The 25,306-nt window shown below is 65.5% G+C and carries 23 protein-coding genes; all 23 read left to right on the top strand.

The window, feature by feature from the left end:
* Positions 1-57: 57 nt before the first annotated feature.
* Positions 58-528, top strand: a complete 471-nt coding sequence (locus tag LT948_RS28430; RefSeq protein WP_033984729.1) for an NUDIX hydrolase — start codon at positions 58-60, stop codon at positions 526-528.
* Between the two features lie 43 nt (positions 529-571).
* Positions 572-1,699 (top strand): tRNA 2-thiouridine(34) synthase MnmA, encoded by a 1,128-nt coding sequence (mnmA, locus tag LT948_RS28425; protein ID WP_003131114.1) that lies wholly within the window; start codon positions 572-574, stop codon positions 1,697-1,699.
* The gene (hflD, locus tag LT948_RS28420; RefSeq protein ID WP_003090440.1) at positions 1,696-2,316 is read left to right on the top strand and encodes a high frequency lysogenization protein HflD; all 621 of its coding nucleotides are present in this window, start codon (positions 1,696-1,698) and stop codon (positions 2,314-2,316) included. Before mnmA ends, hflD begins: the two co-directional genes overlap by 4 nt.
* A gap of 2 nt (positions 2,317-2,318) precedes the next feature.
* The gene (locus tag LT948_RS28415; RefSeq protein WP_011666625.1) at positions 2,319-3,209 is read left to right on the top strand and encodes a DMT family transporter; all 891 of its coding nucleotides are present in this window, start codon (positions 2,319-2,321) and stop codon (positions 3,207-3,209) included.
* Between the two features lie 75 nt (positions 3,210-3,284).
* The gene (gene purB, locus LT948_RS28410; protein WP_003090442.1) at positions 3,285-4,655 is read left to right on the top strand and encodes an adenylosuccinate lyase; all 1,371 of its coding nucleotides are present in this window, start codon (positions 3,285-3,287) and stop codon (positions 4,653-4,655) included.
* Positions 4,656-4,714: 59 nt separating this feature from the next.
* The gene (locus LT948_RS28405) at positions 4,715-5,884 is read left to right on the top strand and encodes a ribosomal protein uL16 3-hydroxylase (protein ID WP_033995841.1); all 1,170 of its coding nucleotides are present in this window, start codon (positions 4,715-4,717) and stop codon (positions 5,882-5,884) included.
* Entirely contained in the window at positions 5,877-6,302 is a 426-nt protein-coding gene (locus tag LT948_RS28400) for a GNAT family N-acetyltransferase (protein ID WP_003090444.1), read from the top strand. The genes LT948_RS28405 and LT948_RS28400 overlap by 8 nt, the downstream gene beginning before the upstream one ends.
* 6 nt (positions 6,303-6,308) lie before the next feature.
* Positions 6,309-6,929 (top strand): DUF7931 domain-containing protein, encoded by a 621-nt coding sequence (locus LT948_RS28395; protein WP_003108754.1) that lies wholly within the window; start codon positions 6,309-6,311, stop codon positions 6,927-6,929.
* Positions 6,926-7,747: a secretin N-terminal domain-containing protein gene (locus LT948_RS28390; RefSeq protein ID WP_003108752.1), complete on the top strand. Its 822-nt coding sequence runs from the start codon at positions 6,926-6,928 to the stop codon at positions 7,745-7,747. Before LT948_RS28395 ends, LT948_RS28390 begins: the two co-directional genes overlap by 4 nt.
* Before the next feature lie 595 nt (positions 7,748-8,342).
* Positions 8,343-9,938 (top strand): isocitrate lyase, encoded by a 1,596-nt coding sequence (locus LT948_RS28385; protein ID WP_003090447.1) that lies wholly within the window; start codon positions 8,343-8,345, stop codon positions 9,936-9,938.
* Positions 9,939-10,117: 179 nt separating this feature from the next.
* The gene (locus tag LT948_RS28380; protein ID WP_003108746.1) at positions 10,118-12,136 is read left to right on the top strand and encodes a PhoX family protein; all 2,019 of its coding nucleotides are present in this window, start codon (positions 10,118-10,120) and stop codon (positions 12,134-12,136) included.
* 78 nt (positions 12,137-12,214) lie between these two features.
* Complete coding sequence (locus tag LT948_RS28375; RefSeq protein WP_003119967.1) at positions 12,215-12,769, top strand: DUF4442 domain-containing protein; 555 nt, start codon at positions 12,215-12,217, stop codon at positions 12,767-12,769.
* 599 nt (positions 12,770-13,368) lie between these two features.
* Positions 13,369-13,782, top strand: a complete 414-nt coding sequence (locus LT948_RS28370) for an NADH-quinone oxidoreductase subunit A (RefSeq protein ID WP_003090452.1) — start codon at positions 13,369-13,371, stop codon at positions 13,780-13,782.
* A gap of 10 nt (positions 13,783-13,792) precedes the next feature.
* Positions 13,793-14,470, top strand: a complete 678-nt coding sequence (locus LT948_RS28365; protein ID WP_003090455.1) for a NuoB/complex I 20 kDa subunit family protein — start codon at positions 13,793-13,795, stop codon at positions 14,468-14,470.
* A gap of 80 nt (positions 14,471-14,550) precedes the next feature.
* A complete protein-coding gene (gene nuoC / locus LT948_RS28360) occupies positions 14,551-16,332 on the top strand; it encodes an NADH-quinone oxidoreductase subunit C/D (protein WP_003090458.1) in 1,782 nt (593 codons plus the stop codon).
* A 1-nt stretch (position 16,333) separates the two neighbouring features.
* Complete coding sequence (nuoE, locus tag LT948_RS28355) at positions 16,334-16,834, top strand: NADH-quinone oxidoreductase subunit NuoE (RefSeq protein ID WP_003090460.1); 501 nt, start codon at positions 16,334-16,336, stop codon at positions 16,832-16,834.
* Positions 16,831-18,177: an NADH-quinone oxidoreductase subunit NuoF gene (nuoF, locus tag LT948_RS28350; protein WP_003090462.1), complete on the top strand. Its 1,347-nt coding sequence runs from the start codon at positions 16,831-16,833 to the stop codon at positions 18,175-18,177. The genes nuoE and nuoF overlap by 4 nt, the downstream gene beginning before the upstream one ends.
* Positions 18,178-18,308: 131 nt before the next feature.
* Complete coding sequence (gene nuoG, locus LT948_RS28345; RefSeq protein ID WP_015502797.1) at positions 18,309-21,026, top strand: NADH-quinone oxidoreductase subunit NuoG; 2,718 nt, start codon at positions 18,309-18,311, stop codon at positions 21,024-21,026.
* Positions 21,023-22,018, top strand: a complete 996-nt coding sequence (gene nuoH, locus LT948_RS28340) for an NADH-quinone oxidoreductase subunit NuoH (RefSeq protein ID WP_003090465.1) — start codon at positions 21,023-21,025, stop codon at positions 22,016-22,018. Before nuoG ends, nuoH begins: the two co-directional genes overlap by 4 nt.
* 11 nt (positions 22,019-22,029) lie before the next feature.
* Positions 22,030-22,578, top strand: coding sequence for an NADH-quinone oxidoreductase subunit NuoI (nuoI, locus tag LT948_RS28335; protein ID WP_003090467.1), 549 nt, complete (start codon positions 22,030-22,032; stop codon positions 22,576-22,578).
* Between the two features lie 11 nt (positions 22,579-22,589).
* Positions 22,590-23,090 carry an NADH-quinone oxidoreductase subunit J gene (gene nuoJ / locus LT948_RS28330; protein WP_003090473.1) on the top strand — a complete coding sequence of 167 codons (501 nt, stop codon included), beginning with the start codon at positions 22,590-22,592 and terminating at the stop codon, positions 23,088-23,090.
* Between the two features lie 45 nt (positions 23,091-23,135).
* Positions 23,136-23,444 carry an NADH-quinone oxidoreductase subunit NuoK gene (nuoK, locus tag LT948_RS28325; protein ID WP_003090475.1) on the top strand — a complete coding sequence of 103 codons (309 nt, stop codon included), beginning with the start codon at positions 23,136-23,138 and terminating at the stop codon, positions 23,442-23,444.
* Complete coding sequence (gene nuoL, locus LT948_RS28320; RefSeq protein ID WP_023095470.1) at positions 23,441-25,288, top strand: NADH-quinone oxidoreductase subunit L; 1,848 nt, start codon at positions 23,441-23,443, stop codon at positions 25,286-25,288. The genes nuoK and nuoL overlap by 4 nt, the downstream gene beginning before the upstream one ends.
* Positions 25,289-25,306 lie beyond the last annotated feature (18 nt).

Raw genomic sequence — 25,306 nt, 5'->3', positions numbered from 1 at the left:
GGGCCTACGCTCGGGGTTTCTTTTTATCGAGGCCTTTTCCGTACCGAGGAGACATCCATGAGCTGGCATCCCCATGTCACCGTAGCGACCATCGTCGAGAACCAGGGCCGCTTCCTGCTGGTCGAGGAACAGGCCGACGGCCGCGAGGTGCTGAACCAGCCCGCCGGGCACCTGGAGCCCGCCGAAAGCCTGCTCGAGGCCGCCCTGCGCGAAACCCTCGAGGAAACCGGCTGGGAGGTCGAGCTGAGCGCCGTCACCGGCATCTACCTGTACACCGCCCCGTCCAACGGCGTCACCTACCAGCGCGTATGCTTCGCCGCCCGCCCCGTGCGCCACCACCCCGAGCGCGCCCTCGACGACGGCATCATCGGCCCGCGCTGGCTGACCCGCGACGAACTGGCCGCCCAGCCGCAGCGCTGGCGCAGCCACCTGGTGCTGCGCTGCATCGACGACTACCTGGCCGGCGGCCGCTATCCCCTGGCGCTGATCCGCGACACCCACGTGTCGCCCTCCCTGCCCCAGGCCTGATAGAATCCGCGTTTTACGAATTCGCCCGTGACGCCTGATCGCTATGTCTGAATCCGCCCCCACCCCACGCCGCGAGCGCGTGATCGTCGGCATGTCCGGCGGCGTCGACTCGTCCGTCTCCGCCCTGCTCCTGTTGCAGCAGGGCTATCAGGTCGAAGGCCTGTTCATGAAGAACTGGGACGAGGACGACGGCACCGAATATTGTACCGCCCGCGAGGACCTGGCCGACGCCCAGGCCGTCTGCGACCGGATCGGCATCAAGCTGCACACGGCGAACTTCGCCGCGGAATACTGGGATAACGTGTTCGAGCACTTCCTTGCCGAGTACAAGGCCGGCCGTACGCCGAACCCGGACATCCTCTGCAACCGCGAAATCAAGTTCAAGGCGTTCCTCGACTACGCGCTGATGCTCGGCGCGGACCTGATCGCCACCGGCCACTATGTGCGGCGCCGCGACCGCGACGGGCGCACCGAGCTGCTCAAGGGCCTGGACCCGAACAAGGATCAGAGCTACTTCCTGCACGCGGTGGGCGGCGAGCAGATCGCCCGCAGCCTGTTCCCCGTCGGCGAACTGGAGAAGCCGGAAGTCCGCGCCATCGCCGAGAAGCATGGCCTCGCCACGGCGAAGAAGAAGGACTCCACGGGCATCTGCTTCATTGGCGAGCGACGCTTCACCGATTTCCTCAAGCAGTACCTGCCGGCCCAGCCGGGCGACATCGAGACCACCGAAGGCAAGGTCATCGGTCGCCACAGCGGCCTGATGTACCACACCATCGGCCAGCGCCAGGGCCTCGGCATCGGCGGCCTCAAGGAGGCCGGCGACGATCCCTGGTACGTGCTCGGCAAGGACCTGCAACGCAACGTGCTGCTGGTCGGCCAGGGCAACGACCACCCGCTGCTGTTCTCCCGCGCCCTGCTGGCCTCGCGAATCTACTGGGTCAACCCGGTCGAACTGGAGCGGCCGCGCCGCCTGCGGGCCAAGGTGCGCTACCGGCAGAGCGACCAGGACTGCGTCCTGGAGAAAACCGCCGAAGGCTACCGCGCGGTGTTCGACGAACCGCAGCGCGCAGTGACCCCGGGGCAATCGGTGGTGTTCTACGACGGCGACGTCTGCCTCGGCGGCGGCGTGATCGAAACGGCGGAAGCCTGGGATTTCGGAGGACGCCCGTGAGCGATCCGCGACAGCAACTGATCGCCCTCGGCGCCGTCTTCGAATCCGCAGCCCTGGTCGACAAGCTGGCACGCACCGGGCAGATCAGCGAAGCCCCGCTGGGCTGCATGCTCGGCAGCCTGCTGGCGCGCAACCCGGCCAGCACCCTGGACGTCTACGGTGGCGACAGCCTCAACCTGCGCGACGGCTTCAAGGCCCTGGCCAGCGCCCTGGAGCGCAAGCCCGGCAGCCTGCAGCGCGAACCGCTGCGCTACGCCCTGGCGATGCTGACCCTGGAACGGCAACTGGACAAGCGCGGCGACATGCTCGACCTGATCGGCCAGCGCCTCGACCAGGTCGAACAGCAGGTCCAGCACTTCGGCCTGGTCCACGAGAACGTCATCGCCTCGTTCGCCAGCATCTACCAGGACACCCTCAGCACCTTCCGCCAGCGCATCCAGGTACACGGCGACATGCGCCACCTGCAGGTCAGCAGCAACGCCGCGCGGATCCGCGCCCTGCTGCTCGCCGGCATCCGCTCGGCGCGGCTCTGGCGGCAACTGGGCGGCAGCCGCTGGCAGATGGTGTTCAGCCGGCGCCGGCTGCTCAACGAACTCTATCCCCTGCTGCGCGGCTAGCCATGGCCATGGCCGGGAGCCAGCCGCAACGGCGCAACAGCCCGACCCAGGGCGCCGCCATGCTGGCTCTTTCGGCGCTGTTCTTCGCCCTGATGGGCGGCCTGATCCGCGAGGCTTCCAGCACCGTCAACAACGAAACCGTGGTGTTCTTCCGCAACCTCGTCGGCGTGCTGTTCTTCCTGCCCCTGGCGCTGACTCGCGGCATCGGCCCGCTGCGCACCCGCCGCCCGCTATCGCACCTGCTGCGCACCACCTACGGCCTGGGCGGCATGTACTGCTACTTCTACGCCCTCGCCCACCTGCCGCTGACCGACGCCATGCTGTTCAGCTATGCCGCGCCGGTGTTCACGCCGCTGATCGCACACCTGTGGATCAAGGAGCCGCTGACCCGCCGCATGATGGTCGCCACCCTGGTCGGCTTCCTCGGCGTGCTGCTGGTGGCCAGGCCCAGCGGCGCGGTAGTGGCGCCGATCGCCCTGGTCGGCATCGCTTCCAGCCTGATGGCCGCCTGTGCCTTCGTCTCGATCCGCGAAATGAGCGACAGCGAGCCGGCCTATCGCATCGTCTTCTACTTCGCCCTGTTCGGCACCCTGTTCTCCGCCGTACCGCTGGCCTGGGCCTGGCAGCCGCTGAACGGCCGGGAACTGCTCCTGCTGCTCGGCGCCGGACTGTTCGCCAGCCTCGGCCAACTGACCATGTCGCAGGCCTATGCCCTGGCCTCCCCGGGAGTGATCGGACCGATCGCCTACATGGCCATCGTTTTCGCCGGGGTGATCGCCTGGCTGCGCTGGGAGGAACTGCCCAGCCACACGTCGCTGCTCGGCGCCGCCCTGATCTTCGCCGCCAGTCTGATCCCCCTGCTGGGCAACCGCCCCGCCGAAAGGCCCCGCTGAATGCCCCACCGGGGCGCACCTTTCATGTATGATATGCGCCCCTTTTTCGTTGACTTCCAGCCACGAGAACGTCTCATGCAGCTTTCCTCGCTCACCGCGGTATCCCCCGTCGATGGCCGCTATGCCGGCAAAACCAGCAGCCTGCGTCCGATCTTCAGCGAATACGGCCTGATCCGTTTCCGCGTCATGGTGGAAGTCCGCTGGCTGCAGCGCCTCGCCGCCCACGCCGGGATTCCCGAGGTCGCGCCGTTCTCCGCCGAAGCCAACGCCCTGCTCGACAGCCTGGCCAGCGACTTCCAGCTGGAACACGCCGAACGCATCAAGGAAATCGAGCGCACCACCAACCACGACGTGAAAGCCGTGGAGTACCTGCTCAAGGAACAGGCCGCCAAGCTCCCGGAGCTGGCCGCGGTCAGCGAGTTCATCCACTTCGCCTGCACCTCCGAGGACATCAACAACCTGTCCCACGCCCTGATGCTCCGCGAGGGTCGCGACAGCGTGCTGCTGCCGCTGATGCGCCAGATCGCCGAGGCCATCCGCGAACTGGCGGTGAAATTCGCCGACGTGCCGATGCTCTCCCGCACCCACGGCCAGCCTGCCTCGCCGACCACCCTGGGCAAGGAACTGGCCAACGTCGTCTACCGCCTGGAGCGGCAGATCAAGCAGGTCGCCGGGATCGAGTTGCTGGGCAAGATCAACGGTGCCGTGGGCAACTACAACGCCCACCTGTCCGCCTATCCCGAAGTCGACTGGGAAGCCAACGCCCGCCAGTTCATCGAAGGCGACCTCGGCCTGACCTTCAACCCCTACACCACCCAGATCGAGCCGCACGACTACATCGCCGAGCTGTTCGATGCGATCGCCCGCTTCAACACCATCCTCATCGACTTCGACCGCGACGTCTGGGGCTACATCTCCCTCGGCTACTTCAAGCAGAAGACCGTGGCCGGCGAGATCGGCTCCTCGACCATGCCGCACAAGGTCAACCCGATCGACTTCGAGAACTCCGAGGGTAACCTCGGCATCGCCAACGCGCTGTTCCAGCACCTGGCCAGCAAGCTGCCGATCTCGCGCTGGCAGCGCGACCTGACCGACTCCACCGTGCTGCGCAACCTCGGCGTCGGCATCGCCCACAGCGTCATCGCCTACGAGGCCAGCCTGAAGGGCATCGGCAAGCTGGAGCTGAACGCCCAGCGCATCGCCGAGGACCTGGACGCCTGCTGGGAAGTCCTCGCCGAGCCGGTGCAGACCGTGATGCGTCGCTATGGCGTGGAAAACCCCTACGAAAAGCTGAAGGAACTGACCCGCGGCAAAGGCATCAGCGCCGAAGCCTTGCAGACTTTCATCGAAGAGCTGGCGATTCCCGCCGAGGCCAAGGTCGAGCTGAAGAAGCTGACCCCGGCCGGCTACGTCGGCAATGCCGCCGCCCAGGCCAAGCGCATCTGAGCACGCAACCCTTTTGCACGCCCGGCTGCGCCGGGCGTTTTTGTTTCAAGGACTTAACCATGAATGCTGATACTCCCCTGCAACTTCTGGGCGGACTGACCGCTGCCGAATTCCTCCGCGACTACTGGCAGCGCAAACCGCTGCTGGTCCGCCAGGCAATCCCGGACTTCGAAAGCCCGCTGTCCGCCGACGAACTGGCCGGGCTGTCGCTGGAGGAATCGGTGGAATCGCGCATCGTCCTCGAACACGGGAAAACCCCGTGGGAAATGCGCCGTGGCCCGTTCCAGGAGGAGGACTACCAGCACCTGCCGGAACAGGACTGGACCCTGCTGGTGCAGGCGGTCGACCAGTTCGTCCCGGAAGTCGCCCAACTGCTGGAGCAATTCCGCTTCCTGCCCAGCTGGCGGATCGACGACGTGATGATCAGCTACGCCGCTCCCGGCGGCGGCGTCGGTCCGCACTTCGACAACTACGACGTATTCCTGCTTCAGGGCCACGGACGCCGGCGCTGGAAAGTCGGACAGATGTGCAGCAGCGACAGCCCGCTGCGCGAGCACGCCGACCTGCGCATCCTCGCCGACTTCGAACAGAGCGACGAGTGGGTCCTGGAGCCCGGCGACATGCTCTACCTGCCCCCGCGCCTCGCCCACTACGGCATTGCCGAAGACGAGTGCATGACCTACTCGATCGGCTTCCGCGCGCCCAGCGCCGCCGAAGTGCTGACCCATTTCACCGACTTCCTCGGCCAGTTCCTCTCCGACGAGGAGCGCTACACCGATGCCGGCCTGCAACCGGTAGGCGACGATCCGCACCAGATCCAGCGCGACGCTCTGGAGCGCCTGCAGGGCCTGATCCAGGAGCACATGAGCGACGAGCGCCTGCTGCTGACCTGGTTCGGCCAGTTCATGACCGAGCCGCGCTATCCTGAACTGGTTGCCGGCGAGGATATCCCCGAAGAGGAGCTGTTCGGCGCCCTCGAGGATGGCGCGCTGCTGGTGCGCAACCCCAGCGCCCGCCTGGCCTGGAGCGAGATCGACATCGGCCTGGTGCTGTTCGCCAGCGGCCAGAGCGTACTCCTGCCCAGCCAGCTCAAGGAACTGCTGAAGCTGGTCTGCTCGGCCGATGCGTTGCATCTGGAAAACCTCGGCCAATGGCTGGCCGACGACGATGCGCGTAAGCTGTTGGCGGAGTTGGTCAAACAGGGCAGTTTGGAGTTTGCAGATGAATAAGATCCGCGTACGCGTAGCCGACTGGCAGAAGGACAATGCCGAGCTGCGCCGCATCCGCGAAGCGGTCTTCATTGCCGAACAGTCGGTTCCGCCGGAACTGGAGTGGGACGCCGAAGACGACGAAGCCGTGCATTTTCTCGCCTATGAAGGCGAATACGCGATCGGCACCGCGCGCCTGCTGGGCGACGGGCACATCGGCAGGGTCTCGGTACTCAAGGACTGGCGCGGCCTGAAGGTCGGCGACGCGCTGATGCGCGCGGCCATCGAGGAAGCCGAGCGACGCGGCCTGAAGCGCCAACTGCTGACCGCGCAGGTCTACGCCATTCCCTTCTACGAGCGACTGGGCTTCAAGGTCGATAGCGGCGAATTCCTCGATGCCGGCCTGCCCCATGTCGACATGGTTCGCGACAGCGACTGAGGCCCGATGAGCGACACCCCGGAGACCTCGCCGGCCGACCTGCCGGCCATCGAATTCAGCTCTCCGGGGCGCTTTGCGGTACGCAACCCGGCAAGCTCCGCACCACCCGCGGAACGCTGGGAACCAGCGCCATTCCGCCTCGGCGAACATGAGCCGCTGGAGCGCTTCGAGCATCCGCAGGAAGCCCGCGCCCATGCCCTGGCCCTCCTGCAGCAGGCCCGCCGCTCGCTCTGCCTGCACAGTCCCGACCTGGAAAGCTGGCTCTATCACCACAGCAGCATCCAGGAAGCCTGCACCCGTTTTCTCCTGGCCAATCCACGCAATCGCCTGCGTATCCTCGTTGGCGACAGCGCCCAGGCCGTGCGCAACGGCCACCGCCTGATCAACCTTTCGCGCCGCCTGTCGAGCAACTGCCTGATCCGCCGCCTCAACCCGGACTACCCTAAAGAGGACGACGCCTTCCTCCTGGCCGACGACCAGGGCCTGCTGCTGCGCCCGAAACCGGCGCAACCGGCGGGCTACGCCTGCTACCGTGCCGCCGGGCGGGTGCGTCAACTCCAGGCCCGCTTCGAGCAGGCCTGGGACACCAGCCTTTCCGACCCGGACCTGCGGAGCTTCCTCCTGTGACCCTGTTGCGCACCACCCTGCTCTCCTCGCTGTTGGCGACAGTCGTTCTCGGCGCCTCGGCCGCCCCGCGCACCGAAGTGATCCCGCTCAACTACCGCACCGCCGACGACGTGATGGCGGTGGCCCAGTCGGTCATCGGCAGCGAAGGCAAGGTCACCGCCTATGGCAACCAGCTGATCGTCAATGCCGAGCCGGCGAAGATCCGCGAGTTGCAATCGGTCCTGCAGCAGATCGACTCGCGCCCGCATCGCCTGCTGATCACCGTGGATACCAGCGAGAACCTGCAACAGGACAGCCGCGGCTATTCGGTGGATGGTTCGGCCAGCGCCGGCAACATCGAGATCCAGAGCGGCCGCGGCGAGGTCAACGGCAAGGATCGCGTCCGCATCATCCGTCGCTCCACCGACAGCCGTTCCGGCGGCAGCCAGCAGGTCCAGGCCACCGAGGGCTACCCGGCGCTGATCCAGGTCGGCCAGAGCGTCCCCATCACCAGCACCGCCACCGGTCCCTACGGGCAGATCTACAGCCAGACCGAATACCGCAACGTCAACCGCGGCTTCTACGTCACCGCGACGCTGACCGGCAACCTGGTGCACGTCACCATCAGCTCCAGCAATGACCGCCTCAGCCAGAGCCATCCCGGCGTCATCGATACCCAGAGCACCGACACCCGGGTCAGCGGCAAGCTCGGCGAGTGGATCACCCTGGGCGGTGTCAGCGAACAGAACCAGGCCGACCAGCACGGCTTCGTGCGTCGCTACTCGACCCAGGGACGCGACGACACCAGCCTGCGCCTGAAAGTCGAAACCCTCGACTGACCGACGGCGCTCTTTCCAGCGCGAATTGCCTCCCGCTCCGGCAAAGCCGCGGGGCGCGGGCTCTTGCGGGCATTTTCGATGCAAACGGAAACATCTCGACCAGACAAGACCATCCGGTCACTCTTAGACCTTCGTGTAGTAGTCTTGAAAAAACACTACAAAACGTTTGACGACGGATTTTTTCCAGAGCATGATGGCCCCGCTCCCGCTAATCAGGGGCTCTGAAACGACGAGCTCCCGGTGCCTGCGCCGATACGCCCTCGGCCTCCACCGTGTTGATCTGCCCACAAGGCGGCTTGACGAGATTGCGACTGGAACGAAGTTGTCCTGAGGGACGGGGAAGCGTTTACGTATCAGCCAGATCGAAAGACTCGACAGCGAGTCGCCCACCGGCAACCACGAGCCGAACGGCACTTGATCCAGTCGAGAAGCACGGTCCGCGAACTGTTCGTCTCCACCCCCCTCCTCGGCGTCATTCTTCGCCACGGTCATTCTCTCGCCATGCAGCGGTGAGCCACCCGCAAGACAACCTTCACCAGCAGGTTTTGAGTGGGTCAGTCGGTGCTCAACCAATACATTTCTTGAAGGATTGACCATGTCCGCATATCAGAACGAGATCAAGGCAGTTGCCGCGCTGAAAGAGAAGAACGGCAGCAGCTGGAGCGCGATCAACCCCGAGTACGCAGCTCGCATGCGTATCCAGAACCGCTTCAAGACCGGCCTGGATATCGCCAAGTACACCGCGGCCATCATGCGCAAGGACATGGCCGAATACGATGCGGACTCCTCCGTCTACACCCAGTCGCTGGGTTGCTGGCACGGCTTCATCGGGCAGCAGAAGCTGATCTCGATCAAGAAGCACCTGAAGACCACCAACAAGCGCTACCTCTACCTGTCCGGTTGGATGGTCGCCGCGCTGCGCTCCGACTTCGGCCCGCTGCCGGACCAGTCCATGCACGAGAAAACTGCGGTTTCCGGCCTGATCGAAGAGCTGTACACCTTCCTGCGCCAGGCTGACGCCCGCGAGCTGGACCTGCTGTTCACCGGCCTGGACGCTGCCCGCGCCGCTGGCGACAAGGCCAAGGAAGCCGAGCTGCTGGCCCAGATCGACAACTTCGAAACCCACGTGGTGCCGATCATCGCCGACATCGACGCCGGCTTCGGCAACGCCGAGGCGACCTACCTGCTGGCCAAGAAGATGATCGAAGCCGGCGCCTGCTGCATCCAGATCGAGAACCAGGTGTCCGACGAGAAGCAGTGCGGCCACCAGGACGGCAAGGTCACCGTTCCGCACATCGACTTCCTCGCCAAGATCAATGCCGTACGCTACGCCTTCCTCGAGCTGGGCGTGGACGATGGCGTGATCGTCGCCCGTACCGACTCCCTGGGCGCCGGCCTGACCAAGCAGATCGCCGTGACCAACGAGCCGGGCGACCTGGGCGACCTGTACAACTCCTTCCTGGATTGCGAAGAAATTTCCGAGGCCGAGCTGGGCAACGGCGACGTCGTGATCAAGCGCGAAGGCAAGCTGCTGCGTCCGAAGCGCCTGGCTTCCAACCTGTTCCAGTTCCGCAAGGGCACCGGCGAAGATCGCTGCGTCCTGGACTGCATCACGTCGCTGCAGAACGGCGCCGACCTGCTCTGGATCGAAACCGAGAAGCCGCACGTCGGCCAGATCAAGGCAATGGTCGATCGCATCCGCGAAGTGATTCCGAACGCCAAGCTGGTCTACAACAACAGCCCGTCCTTCAACTGGACCCTGAACTTCCGCCAGCAGGTGTTCGATGCGTTCGTCGCCGAAGGCAAGGACGTTTCCGCCTACGACCGCAACAAGCTGATGAGCGTCGAGTACGACGACACCGAGCTGGCCAAGGTCGCCGACGAGAAGATCCGCACCTTCCAGCGCGATGGCTCGGCCCACGCCGGCATCTTCCACCACCTGATCACCCTGCCGACCTACCACACCGCCGCGCTGTCCACCGACAACCTGGCCAAGGGCTACTTCGCCGACGAAGGCATGCTGGCCTACGTGAAGGGCGTGCAGCGCCAGGAACTGCGCCAGGGCATCGCCTGCGTCAAGCACCAGAACATGGCGGGCTCCGACATCGGCGACAACCATAAAGAGTACTTCGCTGGCGAAGCCGCTCTGAAGGCCAGCGGCAAAGACAACACCATGAACCAGTTCCACTAAGGAACAGGGGCCAGCCGGGCAGCCCACGATCTGCCCGGCCCGCCTCGCGAAAACCCCGGCTCCGGCCGGGGTTTTTCATTTCCGGATCATGGCAAAAGGCCTCGAGTGCCTGTCATCGTCCCGTCGCTTTCAGCGGTTAGCGTCAATGCTCCGTCGATCAGCCCACAAGGAGCACGTCCGTGAGCCTGGAGAAAAAAGATGCCATCCTGTTCGGTGATGGCGACGAGTTGCCCAGCAACCATTCGAACAACCCACACATGAACGACCTGATCGCCGGCCTCGGCCGCCGCCAGGTCCTGGCCGGCGGCGCGGCGCTCGGCGCCCTCGCCTTCCTCGGCGTCGCGCTCCCCGCCAGCGCCGCTCCCGCCGAAGCGCAGGCGCCCGCCGCGGAAGGCCTGCGCGGCTTGCCTTTCAAACGCCGCAACCGCTTACCCTTCGAAGCCATCGCCAGCGGCCGCGCCGATACCATCCGGGTGCCCGCCGGCTACAAGGCGACGCCCTTCATACCCTGGGGCACCCCGATCAGCGGCAGTTATCCGGGCTTCCTCGACGACGCCAGCAACAGCGCCCAGGACCAGGCCGAACAGATCGGCATGCACCACGACGGCATGCACTTCTTCCCGATCGACGCGCAGTTCGGCTTCGGCGGCGGACACATCAGCAACCATGGCCTGCTGGTGCTCAACCATGAATACATCGACGCGCCGCTGCTGCACACCAATGGCCCGACCGTGGTCGATGGCAAGCGCACCGTCGCCGATGAAGTGCGCAAGGAAATCAACGCCCATGGCGTTTCCGTCGTGGAGATCCGTCGCAACGTGCGTGGCGAGTGGAATGTCGTACCGTCGCAACGCAATCGGCGGATCACCGCCGCCACGCCGATGCGTATCGCCGGCCCGGCGCGCGGCCACGAACTGCTGCGCACCCGCCACAGTCCGGACGGCACCCGCACCCGCGGCACCCACAACAACTGTTCCAACGGTTTCACCCCCTGGGGCACCTACCTCACCTGCGAGGAGAACTGGGTCGGCTATTTCTCCACCCAGGACAGCGAACTGCCGCGCGAACTGACCCGCTACGGCATTCGCAACACCAGCCGTTTCGGCTGGGAGACCCTGGCGGGCGACGAGTTCGAGCGCTTCGACGCCACCCGCAAGGGCAAACAGGCTCAGGACGACTACCGCAACGAACCGAACAACTTCGGCTGGATCGTCGAGATCGACCCGTTCGACCCGCAATCGGTACCGGTCAAGCGCACCGCTCTCGGCCGCTTCGCCCACGAAGGCCTGGTCTTCGCCCCGGTCAAGCCGGGCCGCCAGGTAGTCTGCTACTCTGGCGACGACTCGCAGAACGAGTACATCTACAAGTACGTCAGCCGCGACAAGTTCCGTCCGGGTCGCAGCAACGCTCGCCTGCTCGACGAAGGCACCCTCTACGTCGCCCGCTTCAACGCCGATGGCAGTGGCCAGTGGCTGCCGCTGGACATCGCCGACGGCAACTTCCGCGCGGCCTGTCGCAAGGCCGGGGTGAGCTTCGCCGACCAGGGCGAAGTGCTGATCAACACCCGCCTGGCCGCCGATGTCCTCGGCGCGACCAAGATGGATCGCCCGGAGTGGGGCGCGGTCAACCCGGACAACGGTGACGTCTACTTCACCCTCACCAACAACACGTCGCGCACCGTCGCCGACGCGGCCAACCCACGGGTGAAGAACGCCTACGGCCATATCATCCGCTGGCGCGAACGCAGCCGCGACTATGCCGGGCAACGCTTCACCTGGGACCTGTTCATGCTCGCCGGTCCCGGCGAAGACAGCCGCGGCCCGGACGGCAAGCCGCTGAACCAGGACAATATCCTGGCCAGCCCCGACGGCCTCTGGTTCGACCCGGAAGGCCGCCTGTGGATCCAGACCGACATGAGCGGCAGCCAGTTGAGCAGCGGCCCGTTCGGTAACAACCAGATGCTGGTGGCCGACCCGCGCACCGGCGAACTGAAGCGCTTCCTCACCGGTCCGCTGGGTTGCGAGGTGACCGGCATTGCCGCGACGCCGGACTTCCGTACGCTGTTCATCAACATCCAGCACCCGGGGGAAGGCTCGACCGCCGATAACCTCCTCAGCACCTGGCCGGACGGGCCGGGCCGCCGGCCACGCTCGGCCACCGTGGTGATCACCCGCGAAGACGGCCGACGCCTGCTCTGACGCGCCACGACGACCTGCGTTGGCCGGAATGCCGGCGCAGGTCGCCGCTACAGCCGTGGGCAAGCCCGGGCAAAGCGGGTGGAATGCAGGCTCCCCTCTCTATGGAAGGACGCCAGCATGCCCAAGCGCAATCGTCTCAGCCGCGCCGTCGGCGCCATCAACCTCCTCCCCCGCCGCCTGCGCAGCCGCAGCCTGACGCTGCTGCTGGGCTCCCAGGTGCGCTTCGCCGGCACGGCGAGGGTGCGCATCCATGAACTGGGGCAGGAGCGCGCCATCCTCAGCCTGAAGAACCGTCGACCGGTGCAGAACCACATAAAAGGTATCCATGCCGCAGCGATGGCCCTGCTCGCCGAGTCGGCCAGCGGCTTCCTGGTCGGAATGAACGTACCGGACGACAAGCTGCCGCTGATCAAGACCATGAAGATCGACTATCTCAAGCGCGCCCAGGGCGACCTGACCGCCATCGCGACGCTGGAGGCCGGACAGATCGAGCAGATCCGGCAACAGGACAAGGGCGAGGTCCGCGTGGCGGTGCTGGTCAGCGACGAGAACGGCAACCAGCCGATCGCCTGCGAGATGGTCTGGGCCTGGGTCGGCAAGAAACCCCGGGACGCTACCGCAGCCCCTAGGTAGCGCACCTCCAGAGCGACTACATCTGCGCTGCGAAGCGAACCGCCGCAAACCTTGCCCAGCGCCTTCGCATCCGTCACGAAGAACCGCGGGCGCAGCCCCAGGCGGCGCCATAGCCGGGTTGTCATGGTGCGGAAAGAAGAAAAACCGCCATGCGCCCGGCCCGGAAAATATTCCCGGTTTAATGCAATAACGGATTGATCGCGAGTAATTACCAATAAAAGGGTAAACAATAGTAACGCGGCGAAGAATATATGTAGCGAAGTTATACGGATGCGACATTGCAAACGATATTCATTATCGTTTGAGGTCTTGCAAAGAGCCCTCCCCCACGCTTCGCGGCAATACGACCAAAAGCCAGCCAGGCCGCGCCATTTCTCGCAGAGACAGCATTCACGAGGCTTTCGGGGATTAACCAAAGCGCTGGAAAAAGCAGAGAAGCGTCTGTTTGTGTTAGAAAAATTTACTTGTCCGGCGCTTTGGGCATAAAATCGGAAAGATACATACAACCCTTAGCTCACTACGCAGCGGGTTGCACAAGAAGTCGGGCATTGCGCCCAGAACCCACGATCTTATATATCCGGTACAGAAGGAGTATCAGCATGCCAAACCCAGCTGAACTTGCAGCTCATCACTGGGGATTCGCTGCCTTCCTTCTAGGGGTCGTTGGCCTTCTCGCCTTCATGCTAGGGGTTTCGTCCCTGCTTGGCAGCAAGGCATTTGGTCGCAGCAAGAACGAACCCTTCGAATCCGGGATCGTCCCCACCGGAGGCGCACGCCTGCGTCTCTCGGCAAAATTCTATCTGGTCGCGATGCTCTTCGTGATCTTCGACGTCGAAGCCCTCTTCCTCTTCGCCTGGTCGGTGTCGGTTCGCGAAAGCGGCTGGGCCGGCCTGATCGAGGCAACCATTTTCATAGCAATTCTGTTGGCGGGTCTTGTCTATCTTTGGCGGATCGGTGCGCTCGATTGGGCTCCCGAAAGCCGTCGCAAGCGGCAGGCGAAGCTAAAACAATGAGGCTTTGGCGATGCAATACAAACTTACCCGGATCGATCCCGATGCGGCCAACGACCAATACCCGATAGGCGAACGGGAAACCGTAGCCGACCCGCTGGTCGAGGGCCAGGTTCACAAGAACATCTTCATGGGCAAGCTCGAGGATGTGCTGAACTCCACCGTCAACTGGGGTCGCAAGAACTCGCTCTGGCCCTATAACTTCGGGCTGTCGTGCTGCTACGTGGAGATGACCACCGCCTTCACCGCGCCGCACGATATCGCCCGCTTCGGCGCCGAAGTGATCCGGGCGTCGCCGCGCCAGGCCGATTTCATGGTCATCGCCGGCACCTGCTTCATCAAGATGGCCCCGGTCATCCAGCGCCTCTACGAGCAGATGCTCGAACCCAAGTGGGTCATCTCCATGGGCTCGTGCGCCAATTCCGGCGGCATGTACGACATCTATTCGGTGGTCCAGGGGGTCGACAAGTTCCTCCCCGTGGACGTCTACATCCCCGGCTGCCCGCCCCGTCCGGAGGCGTTCCTGCAAGGCCTGATGCTGCTGCAGGAATCCATCGGCCAGGAGCGCCGCCCGTTGTCCTGGGTCGTTGGCGACCAGGGGGTCTACCGCGCCGAAATGCCGGCCCAGAAAGACCTGAAACGCGAGCAGCGCATCCAGGTGACCAACCTGCGCAGCCCCGACGAAGTGTGATCCGGAACTCCCGGCCAGCCCCGCTGGCCGGCCGAGACCAGCCGCGTTCACCCCACCGTTGACCGAAAGCGACCGAGACCATGACTGCAGACTCCGCTCTGTACATCCCGCCTTACAAGGCAGACGACCAGGATATCGTCGTCGAACTGAATTCCCGCTTTGGCGCCGAGACCTTCACCGTCCAGCCCACCCGTACCGGCATGCCGGTGCTCTGGGTCCCGCGCGAAAGACTGATCGAAGTCCTGACCTTCCTCCGTCAGGTACCCAAGCCCTACGTGATGCTCTACGACCTGCACGGCGTCGACGAGCGGCTGCGCACCCATCGCCGCGGCCTGCCGAGCGCCGACTTCAGCGTGTTCTACCACCTGATGTCGCTGGAGCGTAATAGTGACGTGATGATCAAGGTCGCCTTGTCCGAGCGCGACCTCAACCTGCCCACCGCCACCCGTATCTGGCCCAACGCCAACTGGTACGAGCGCGAAGTGTGGGACATGTACGGCATCACCTTCACCGGCCACCCGCACCTGACCCGCATGCTGATGCCGCCGACCTGGCAGGGCCATCCGCTGCGCAAGGACTACCCGGCGCGCGCCACCGAGTTCGATCCCTACTCCCTGTCCGCCGCCAAGCAGGACCTGGAGCAGGAGGCCCTGCGCTTCAAGCCGGAAGACTGGGGCATGAAGCGCCACGGCGAGAACGAGGACTACATGTTCCTCAACCTCGGCCCGAACCACCCGTCCGCCCACGGCGCGTTCCGCATCATCCTGCAACTGGACGGCGAGGAGATCATCGACTGCGTCCCGGAGATCGGCTACCACCACCGCGGCGCCGAGAAGATGGCCGAGCGCCAGTCCTGGCACAGTTTCATCCCCTACACCGACCGCATCGACTACCTCGGCGGGGTGATGAACAACCTGCCCTACGTACTCTCGGTGGAGAAGCTCGCCGGGATCAAGGTGCCGCAGCGGGTCGACGTGATCCGGATCATGATGGCGGAGTTCTTCCGTATCCTGAACCACCTGCTGTACCTGGGCACCTATATCCAGGACGTCGGCGCCATGACCCCGGTGTTCTTCACCTTCACCGACCGCCAGCGCGCCTACAAGGTGGTCGAGGCCATCACCGGCTTCCGCCTGCACCCGGCCTGGTACCGCATCGGCGGCGTCGCCCACGACCTGCCGCGCGGCTGGGACAAGCTGGTCCGCGAGTTCCTCGACTGGATGCCCAAGCGCCTCGACGAGTACGAGACCGCGGCCCTGAAGAACAGCATCCTGCGCGGCCGGACCATCGGCGTCGCCCAGTACAACACCAAGGAAGCCCTCGAGTGGGGCACCACCGGCGCCGGCCTGCGCGCCACCGGTTGCGACTTCGACCTGCGCAAGGCCCGCCCCTACTCCGGCTACGAGAACTTCGAGTTCGAGGTACCGCTGGCCCACAACGGCGACGCCTACGACCGCTGCATGGTCAAGATGGGCGAGATGCGCCAGAGCCTGCGGATCATCGAACAGTGCCTGAAGAACATGCCGGAAGGCCCGTACAAGGCCGACCATCCGCTGACCACGCCGCCGCCGAAAGAACGCACGCTGCAACACATCGAAACCCTGATCACCCACTTCCTGCAGGTTTCCTGGGGCCCGGTCATGCCGGCCAACGAAGCCTTCCAGATGATCGAGGCGACCAAGGGTATCAACAGCTACTACCTGACCAGCGACGGCAGCACCATGAGCTACCGCACGCGTATCCGGACGCCCAGCTTCGCGCACCTGCAACAGATCCCCTCGGTGATCAACGGCAGCATGATCGCGGACCTGATCGCCTACCTGGGTAGCATCGATTTCGTTATGGCTGACGTGGACCGCTGACATGAGCCAGAGCAACCTGATTCAGACCGACCGTTTCGTCCTCAGCGAAACCGAGCGCTCGTCCATCGAGCATGAAATGCATCACTACGAGGACCCGCGCGCGGCGTCCATCGAAGCCCTGAAGATCGTCCAGAAACAGCGCGGCTGGGTGCCGGACGGCGCCATCCCGGCGATCGGCGAGGTGCTGGGGATCCCGGCCAGCGACGTCGAAGGCGTCGCCACCTTCTATAGTCAGATATTCCGCCAGCCGGTGGGCCGCCACATCATCCGCGTCTGCGACAGCATGGTCTGCTACATCGGCGGCCACGAGTCGGTGGTCGGCGAGATCCAGAAGCAACTCGGCATCGGTCTCGGCCAGACTACCGCCGACGGACGCTTCACCCTGCTCCCGGTCTGCTGCCTGGGCAACTGCGACAAGGCCCCGGCGCTGATGATCGACGACGACACCCATGGCGACGTGCGTCCCGACGGTGTCGCCAAACTGCTGGAGGCCTACGTATGACCCTTACCTCCATTGGTCCGGCCAACCGCATGACGCGTTCGGCGGAAACCCATCCGCTGACCTGGCGCCTGCGCGAAGACGCCCAGCCCGTCTGGCTCGAGGAATACCAGAGCAAGGACGGCTACGCCGCGGCGCGCAAGGCGCTGACCCAGATGGCCCAGGACGACATCGTCCAGACCGTCAAGGACTCCGGCCTCAAGGGCCGCGGCGGCGCGGGCTTCCCCACCGGCGTGAAGTGGGGCCTGATGCCGAAGGACGAGTCGCTGAACATCCGCTACCTGCTGTGCAACGCGGACGAGATGGAGCCGAACACCTGGAAGGACCGCATGCTCATGGAGCAGCTGCCGCACCTGCTGGTGGAAGGCATGCTGATTTCCGCGCGTGCGCTGAAGGCCTACCGCGGCTACATCTTCCTGCGCGGCGAATACGTCGACGCGGCGCGCAACCTCAACCGCGCCATCGACGAAGCCAAGGCCGCCGGCCTGCTCGGCAAGAACATCCTCGGCAGCGGCTTCGATTTCGAGCTGTTCGTCCACACCGGTGCCGGCCGCTACATCTGCGGCGAAGAGACCGCGCTGATCAACTCGCTGGAAGGCCGCCGCGCCAACCCGCGTTCCAAACCGCCCTTCCCTGCCGCCGTCGGCGTCTGGGGCAAGCCGACCTGCGTGAACAACGTGGAGACGCTGTGCAACGTGCCGGCCATCGTCGGCAACGGCGTGGACTGGTACAAGACCCTGGCCCGCCCCGGCAGCGAAGACATGGGCACCAAGCTGATGGGCTTCTCCGGCAAGGTGAAGAACCCCGGCCTGTGGGAACTGCCGTTCGGCGTCAGCGCCCGCGAGCTGTTCGAGGACTACGCCGGCGGCATGCGCGACGGCTTCCAGCTCAAGGCCTGGCAGCCCGGCGGCGCCGGTACCGGCTTCCTGCTCCCGGAGCACCTGGATGCGCAGATGTTCGCCGGCGGCATCGCCAAGGTCGGCACCCGGATGGGCACCGGCCTGGCCATGGCGGTGGACGACAGCATCAACATGGTTTCCCTGCTGCGCAACATGGAAGAGTTCTTCGCCCGCGAGTCCTGCGGCTGGTGCACCCCCTGCCGCGATGGCCTGCCGTGGAGCGTGAAGCTGCTGCGCGCCCTGGAGCGGGGCGAAGGCCAGCCCGGCGACCTCGAGACCCTCGAGCAGCTAGTCAACTTCCTCGGCCCAGGCAAGACCTTCTGCGCCCACGCGCCGGGAGCCGTCGAGCCGCTGGGCAGCGCCCTCAAGTATTTCCGTGCCGAATTCGAGGCGGGCATCTCCCGCCAGCCTTCGGCCGCGCCGCGCCCGGCAACGGTCGGCGCCTGATGCTTTGCAGCCGGACGGCCAGCCGTCCGGCGATGTTTCGTCGTCGTGCCGCGGCCCGGCCGCAGGCCCGACGGAACCGTGAGTTTCTATTAGCCACGCCCGCTGACAACGGGCCAACGAAGACTTGAACCATGGCCACTATCCACGTAGACGGCAAGACGCTCGAAGTCGATGGTGCAGACAACCTCCTGCAGGCCTGTCTGTCCCTCGGTCTCGACATTCCCTACTTCTGCTGGCACCCGGCGCTCGGTAGCGTCGGCGCCTGCCGCCAGTGCGCGGTGAAGCAGTACACCGACGAGAACGACAAGCGTGGTCGCCTCGTCATGTCCTGCATGACCCCCGCCACCGACAACACCTGGATCTCCATCGAAGACGAAGAGGCCAAGCAGTTCCGCGCCAGCGTCGTCGAATGGCTGATGACCAACCACCCGCACGACTGCCCGGTGTGCGAGGAAGGCGGTCACTGCCACCTGCAGGACATGACGGTGATGACCGGCCACAACGAGCGCCGGTACCGCTTCACCAAGCGCACCCACCAGAACCAGGAACTCGGCCCGTTCATCGCCCACGAGATGAACCGCTGCATCGCCTGCTACCGCTGCGTGCGCTACTACAAGGACTACGCCGGCGGCACCGACCTCGGCGTCTACGGCGCCCACGACAACGTCTACTTCGGACGGGTCGAGGACGGCGTGCTGGAAAGCGAGTTCTCCGGCAACCTCACCGAGGTCTGCCCCACCGGCGTGTTCACCGACAAGACCCACTCCGAGCGCTACAACCGCAAGTGGGACATGCAGTTCGCCCCGAGCATCTGCCACGGCTGCTCCAGCGGCTGCAACATCAGCCCCGGCGAGCGCTACGGCGAGATCCGCCGCATCGAGAACCGCTACAACGGCTCGGTCAACCACTACTTCCTCTGCGACCGCGGTCGCTTCGGCTACGGCTACGTCAACCGCGAAGACCGTCCGCGCCAGCCGCTGCTGGTGCTGAGCAAGCAGAAGTTGAGCCTGGACGGCGCCCTCGACCAGGCCGCCGCCCTGCTGAAGGAGCGCAAGGTGGTCGGCATCGGTTCGCCGCGCGCCAGCCTGGAAAGCAACTTCGCCCTGCGCGAGCTGGTTGGCGAAGGCAACTTCTACAGCGGCATCAACGAAGGCGAACTCGACCGCCTGCGCCTGATCCTGCAGGTCATGCAGGAAGGCCCGCTGCCGGTGCCGAGCATCCGCGACATCGAGGACCACGACGCGGTCTTCGTCCTCGGCGAGGACCTGACCCAGACCGCCGCCCGCATCGCCCTGGCCCTGCGCCAGTCGGTGAAGGGCAAGGCCGTCGAGATGGCCGCCGACATGAAGGTCCAGCCGTGGCTCGACGCCGCGGTGAAGAACATCGCCCAGCACGCGCAGAACCCGCTGTTCATCGCCAGCGTCAGCGCGACCCGCCTCGACGACGTGGCCGAGGAAACCGTCCACGCCGCACCGGACGACCTCGCCCGCCTCGGCTTCGCCGTGGCCCACGCGATCGACCCGAGCGCTCCAGCCGTGGCCGACCTCGACCCGCAGGCCCAGGCCTTCGCCCAGCGCATCGCCGATGCCCTGCTGGCGGCCAAGCGTCCGCTGCTGGTGTCCGGCAACTCGCTGGGCAACAAGGCACTGATCGAAGCCGCGGCGAACATCGCCAAGGCCCTCAAGCAGCGCGAGAAGAACGGTTCCATCAGCCTGGTGGTCGGCGAAGCCAACAGCCTCGGCCTGGCGCTCTTCGGCGGCGACTCCGTGGAAGCCGCGCTCGAGCGACTGACCTCCGGACAGGCCGACGCCGTGGTGGTGCTGGAGAACGATCTCTACCGCCGCACCGACGCCGCCCGTGTCGACGCAGCCCTGGCGGCGGCCAGGGTGGTGATCGTCGCCGATCACCAGCAGACCGCCACCACCGCCAAGGCGCACCTGGTGCTGCCGGCGGCCAGCTTCGCCGAAGGCGACGGCACCCTGGTCAGCCAGGAAGGCCGCGCCCAGCGCTTCTTCCAGGTGTTCGACCCGACCTACTACGACGCCAAGAACATGGTCCGCGAAGGCTGGCGCTGGCTGCATGCGATCCACAGCACCCTGCAAGGCAAGCGCGTCGACTGGACCCAGCTGGACCACGTCACCGAAGCCGTGGCCGAGGCCAAGCCGATCCTGGCCGGTATCCGCGACGCCGCACCGGCCGCCTCGTTCCGCATCAAGGGCCTCAAGCTGGCCCGCGAACCGCACCGCTACAGCGGGCGCACCGCCATGCGCGCCAACATCAGCGTGCACGAGCCGCGCACCCCGCAGGACATCGACTCGGCGTTCGCCTTCTCCATGGAAGGCTACTCCGGCAGCCAGGAAGACCGTCAGCAGATCCCGTTCGCCTGGTCGCCGGGCTGGAACTCGCCGCAGGCCTGGAACAAGTTCCAGGACGAGGTCGGCGGCCACCTGCGCGCCGGCGACCCCGGCGTGCGCCTGATCGAACCGAAGGGCGAAGGCCTCGACTGGTTCCAGGCCGTGCCGGTGCCGTTCAGCGCCAAGGCCGACAGCTGGAAGGTAGTGCCTCTGTACCACCTGTTCGGTAGCGAGGAAAACAGCTCGCGGGCCGCGCCGATCCAGCAGCGCATCCCGGAGACCTACGTCGCCCTGTCCAAGGAAGACGCGGACCGCCTCGGCGTCAACGACGGCGCGACCCTCGGCTTCCAGCTCAAGGGCCAGGCCCTGCGCCTGCCGCTGCGCATCGATGAACAACTCGGCGCCGGCCTGATCGGCCTGCCGGTCGGCTTCGCCGGCATCCCGGCGGCGATCGCCGGCTGCTCCGTGGAAGGTCTGCAGGAGGCTGCACAATGAGTTGGCTGACTCCCGCTCTGGTCACCATCATCCTCACCGTGGTCAAGGCCATCGTGGTGCTGCTCGCCGTGGTCATCTGCGGCGCCCTGCTCAGTTGGGTCGAGCGCCGCCTGCTCGGCCTCTGGCAGGACCGCTACGGCCCCAACCGGGTCGGTCCGTTCGGTGCGTTCCAGCTCGGCGCGGACATGGTCAAGATGTTCTTCAAGGAGGACTGGACCCCGCCGTTCGCCGACAAGATGATCTTCACCCTGGCCCCGGTGATCGCGATGGGCGCCCTGCTCGTCGCCTTCGCCATCGTGCCGATCACCCCCACCTGGGGCGTGGCGGACCTGAACATCGGCATCTTGTTCTTCTTCGCCATGGCCGGCCTGACGGTGTACGCCGTGCTGTTCGCCGGCTGGTCGAGCAACAACAAGTTCGCCCTGCTCGGCAGCCTGCGCGCCTCGGCCCAGACCATCTCCTACGAGGTGTTCCTGGCCCTGTCGCTGATGGGCATCGTCGCCCAGGTCGGCTCGTTCAACATGCGCGACATCGTCCAGTACCAGATCGACAACGTCTGGTTCATCATTCCGCAGTTCTTCGGCTTCTGCACCTTCATCATCGCCGGCGTCGCCGTGACCCACCGTCACCCGTTCGACCAGCCGGAAGCGGAGCAGGAACTGGCGGACGGCTACCACATCGAGTACGCCGGGATGAAATGGGGCATGTTCTTCGTCGGCGAGTACATCGGCATCGTGCTGGTCTCGGCGCTGCTGGCGACCCTGTTCTTCGGCGGCTGGCACGGTCCGTTCCTGGACACCCTGCCCTGGCTGTCGTTCTTCTACTTCGCCGCCAAGACCGGCTTCTTCATCATGCTCTTCATCCTGATCCGCGCCTCGCTGCCGCGTCCGCGCTATGACCAGGTGATGGCGTTCAGCTGGAAGGTGTGCCTGCCGCTGACCCTGATCAACCTGCTGGTGACCGGCGCGCTCGTGCTGGCCGCGGCCCAGTAAGGAGAACCACCGTGATCAAAGAAATCATCAACGTCGTGCATGGCACCTTCACCCAGCTTCGCAGCCTGGTGATGATCTTCGGCCATGCCTTCCGCAAGCGCGATACCCTGCAATACCCCGAAGAGCCGGTCTACCTGCCACCGCGCTATCGTGGCCGGATCGTCCTGACCCGCGACCCCGACGGCGAGGAACGCTGCGTAGCCTGCAACCTGTGCGCCGTGGCCTGTCCGGTTGGCTGCATCTCCCTGCAGAAGGCCGAGACCGAGGACGGTCGCTGGTATCCGGAGTTCTTCCGCATCAACTTCTCGCGCTGCATCTTCTGCGGCCTGTGCGAGGAAGCCTGCCCGACCACCGCGATCCAGCTCACCCCGGACTTCGAGATGGGCGAGTTCAAGCGCCAGGACCTGGTCTACGAGAAGCACGACCTGCTGATCTCCGGGCCGGGCAAGAACCCGGACTACAACTACTACCGCGTTGCGGGGATGGCGATCGCCGGCAAGCCGAAAGGCGCCGCGCAGAACGAAGCCGAACCGATCAACGTGAAAAGCCTGCTGCCATAAGGAGACGTCGCGTGGAATTCGCTTTCTATTTCGCTGCCGGCGTCGCCGTACTGGCCACGCTGCGGGTCATCACCAACAGCAACCCGGTGCATGCCCTGCTCTACCTGATCATTTCCCTGCTGGCCATCTCGATGACCTTCTTCAGCCTCGGCGCACCCTTCGCCGGAGCCCTGGAGATCATCGTCTACGCTGGCGCCATCATGGTTCTGTTCGTCTTCGTGGTGATGATGCTCAACCTCGGCCCGGCCGTGGTCGAGCAGGAGCGCAAGTGGCTCACGCCCGGCATCTGGGTCGGGCCTTCGGCCCTGGCCCTGGTCCTGCTGGTGGAACTGCTGGTGGTCCTCGCCCGCACCCCGAGCGGTGCCGGCATCGGCCATACCACGGTAGACGCCAAGGCGGTCGGCATCAGCCTCTACGGCCCGTACCTGCTGGTGGTCGAACTGGCCTCCATGCTGTTGCTCGCGGCCCTGGTCGCTGCCTATCACCTGGGTCGTCAAGACGCCAAACAATAAAGGTTCGGCGGGCGCCCTGCGCCCGCCCCAAGGGAACGTAACGCTATGAACGCAATACCACTGGAACACGGCCTGGCCCTCGCCAGCGTCCTGTTCGCCCTCGGACTGGTCGGCTTGATGGTGCGACGCAACATCCTGTTCGTACTGATGAGCCTGGAAGTGATGATGAACGCCGCCGCCCTCGCCTTCGTGGTCGCCGGCAGCCGCTGGGGCCAGCCCGACGGCCAGGTGATGTTCATCCTGGTGCTGAGCCTCGCGGCCGCCGAAGCGAGCATCGGCCTGGCGATCCTGCTGCAATTGTATCGCCGCTTCCACACCCTCGATATCGACGCTGCCAGCGAGATGCGCGGATGAACCTCCTACCTCTTACCTTCCTGTTCCCCCTGGTCGGCTTCCTGCTGCTGTCGTTCTCCCGCGGCAGGTGGTCGGAAAACCTTTCGGCGCTGGTCGGCGTCGGCTCGGTCGGCCTCTCCGCCCTGAGCGCGGCCTGGGCCATCTTCAGCTTCCACAGCAGTCCGCCGGAAGGCGGCGCCTACAGCCTGGTGCTGTGGCAGTGGATGGCGGCCGGCGACTTCAGCACCAACTTCACCCTGTACCTGGACGGCCTCTCGGTAACCATGCTCGGCGTGGTTACCGGCGTCGGCTTCCTGATCCACCTGTTCGCCTCCTGGTACATGCGTGGCGAAGCCGGCTATTCGCGCTTCTTCGCCTACACCAACCTGTTCATCGCCAGCATGCTGTTCCTGGTGCTGGGCGACAACCTGCTGTTCCTCTACTTCGGCTGGGAAGGCGTGGGTCTGTGCAGCTACCTGCTGATCGGCTTCTACTACAGCAATCGCAACAACGGTAACGCGGCGCTCAAGGCATTCATCGTCACCCGCGTCGGCGACGTGTTCATGGCCTTCGGCCTGTTCATCCTGTTCCAGCAGTTCGGCACCCTGAACATCCAGGAGCTGCTGGTGCTGGCGCCGCAGAAGTTCCCGGAAGGCAACCTCTGGCTGACCCTGGCGACCCTGGCCCTGCTCGGCGGCGCGGTCGGCAAGTCCGCCCAACTGCCGCTGCAGACCTGGCTGGCCGACGCCATGGCCGGTCCGACCCCGGTCTCCGCGCTGATCCACGCCGCCACCATGGTGACCGCCGGCGTCTACCTGATCGCCCGTTGCCACGGCCTGTTCACCCTGGCCCCGGACATCCTCGAACTGGTCGGCATCGTCGGCGCGGTGACCCTGGTCCTGGCCGGCTTCGCCGCCCTGGTGCAGACCGATATCAAGCGCATCCTCGCCTACTCGACCATGAGCCAGATCGGCTACATGTTCCTCGCCCTCGGCGTCGGCGCCTGGGACGCGGCGATCTTCCACCTGATGACCCACGCCTTCTTCAAGGCCCTGCTGTTCCTCGCCTCGGGCGCGGTGATCGTCGCCTGCCACCACGAGCAGAACATCTTCAAGATGGGCGGGCTGTGGAAGAAGCTGCCGCTGGCCTACGCCAGCTTCGTGGTCGGCGGCGCGGCGCTGGCCGCCCTGCCCTTCCTCACCGCGGGCTTCTACTCCAAGGACGAGATCCTCTGGGAGGCCTTCGCCAGCGGCCATCGCGAGTTGCTGATCGCCGGCCTGGTGGGTGCGTTCCTGACCTCGATCTACACCTTCCGCCTGATCTTCGTCGCCTTCCACGGCGAGCCGAAGACCGAAGCCCACGCCGGCCACGGGATTTCCCACTGGCTGCCGCTCAGCGTGCTGATCGTCCTGTCGACCTTCGTCGGCGCCCTGATCACCCCGCCGCTGGCCGGCGTCCTGCCGGAAAGCGTCGGCCACGCCGGTGGCGAAGCCAAGCACAGCCTGGAACTGGCCTCGGGCGCCATCGCCATCGCCGGCATCCTGCTGGCCGGCCTGCTGTTCCTCGGCCAGCGCCGCTTCGTCAGCGCCCTGGCGAAGAGCGCCCCGGGTCGCTTCTTCGGTACCTGGTGGTACCACGCCTGGGGCTTCGACTGGCTGTACGACAAGCTGTTCGTGAAACCCTACCTGCTGCTCTGCCAACTGCTGGGGCGCGACCCCATCGACCGTACCCTGGGCGTCGTTCCGTTCAGCGTGCGCGGCGGACACAACCTCCTCAGCCTCACCGAGAACGGCCGCCTGCGCTGGTACGCCGCTTCCCTGGTGGGTGGCGCCGCCATCCTGCTCGGCGCGCTGCTGCTGGCCTAACGAATTCACGGAGAGACT

Origin of the sequence: Pseudomonas sp. CP-1 (assembly GCF_021213715.1) — a bacterium.
Classification (GTDB): Bacteria; Pseudomonadota; Gammaproteobacteria; order Pseudomonadales; family Pseudomonadaceae; genus Pseudomonas; species Pseudomonas aeruginosa.
Note: the sequence above shows the minus strand (reverse complement) of the source record. Positions and strands in the feature narration are given on the sequence as shown.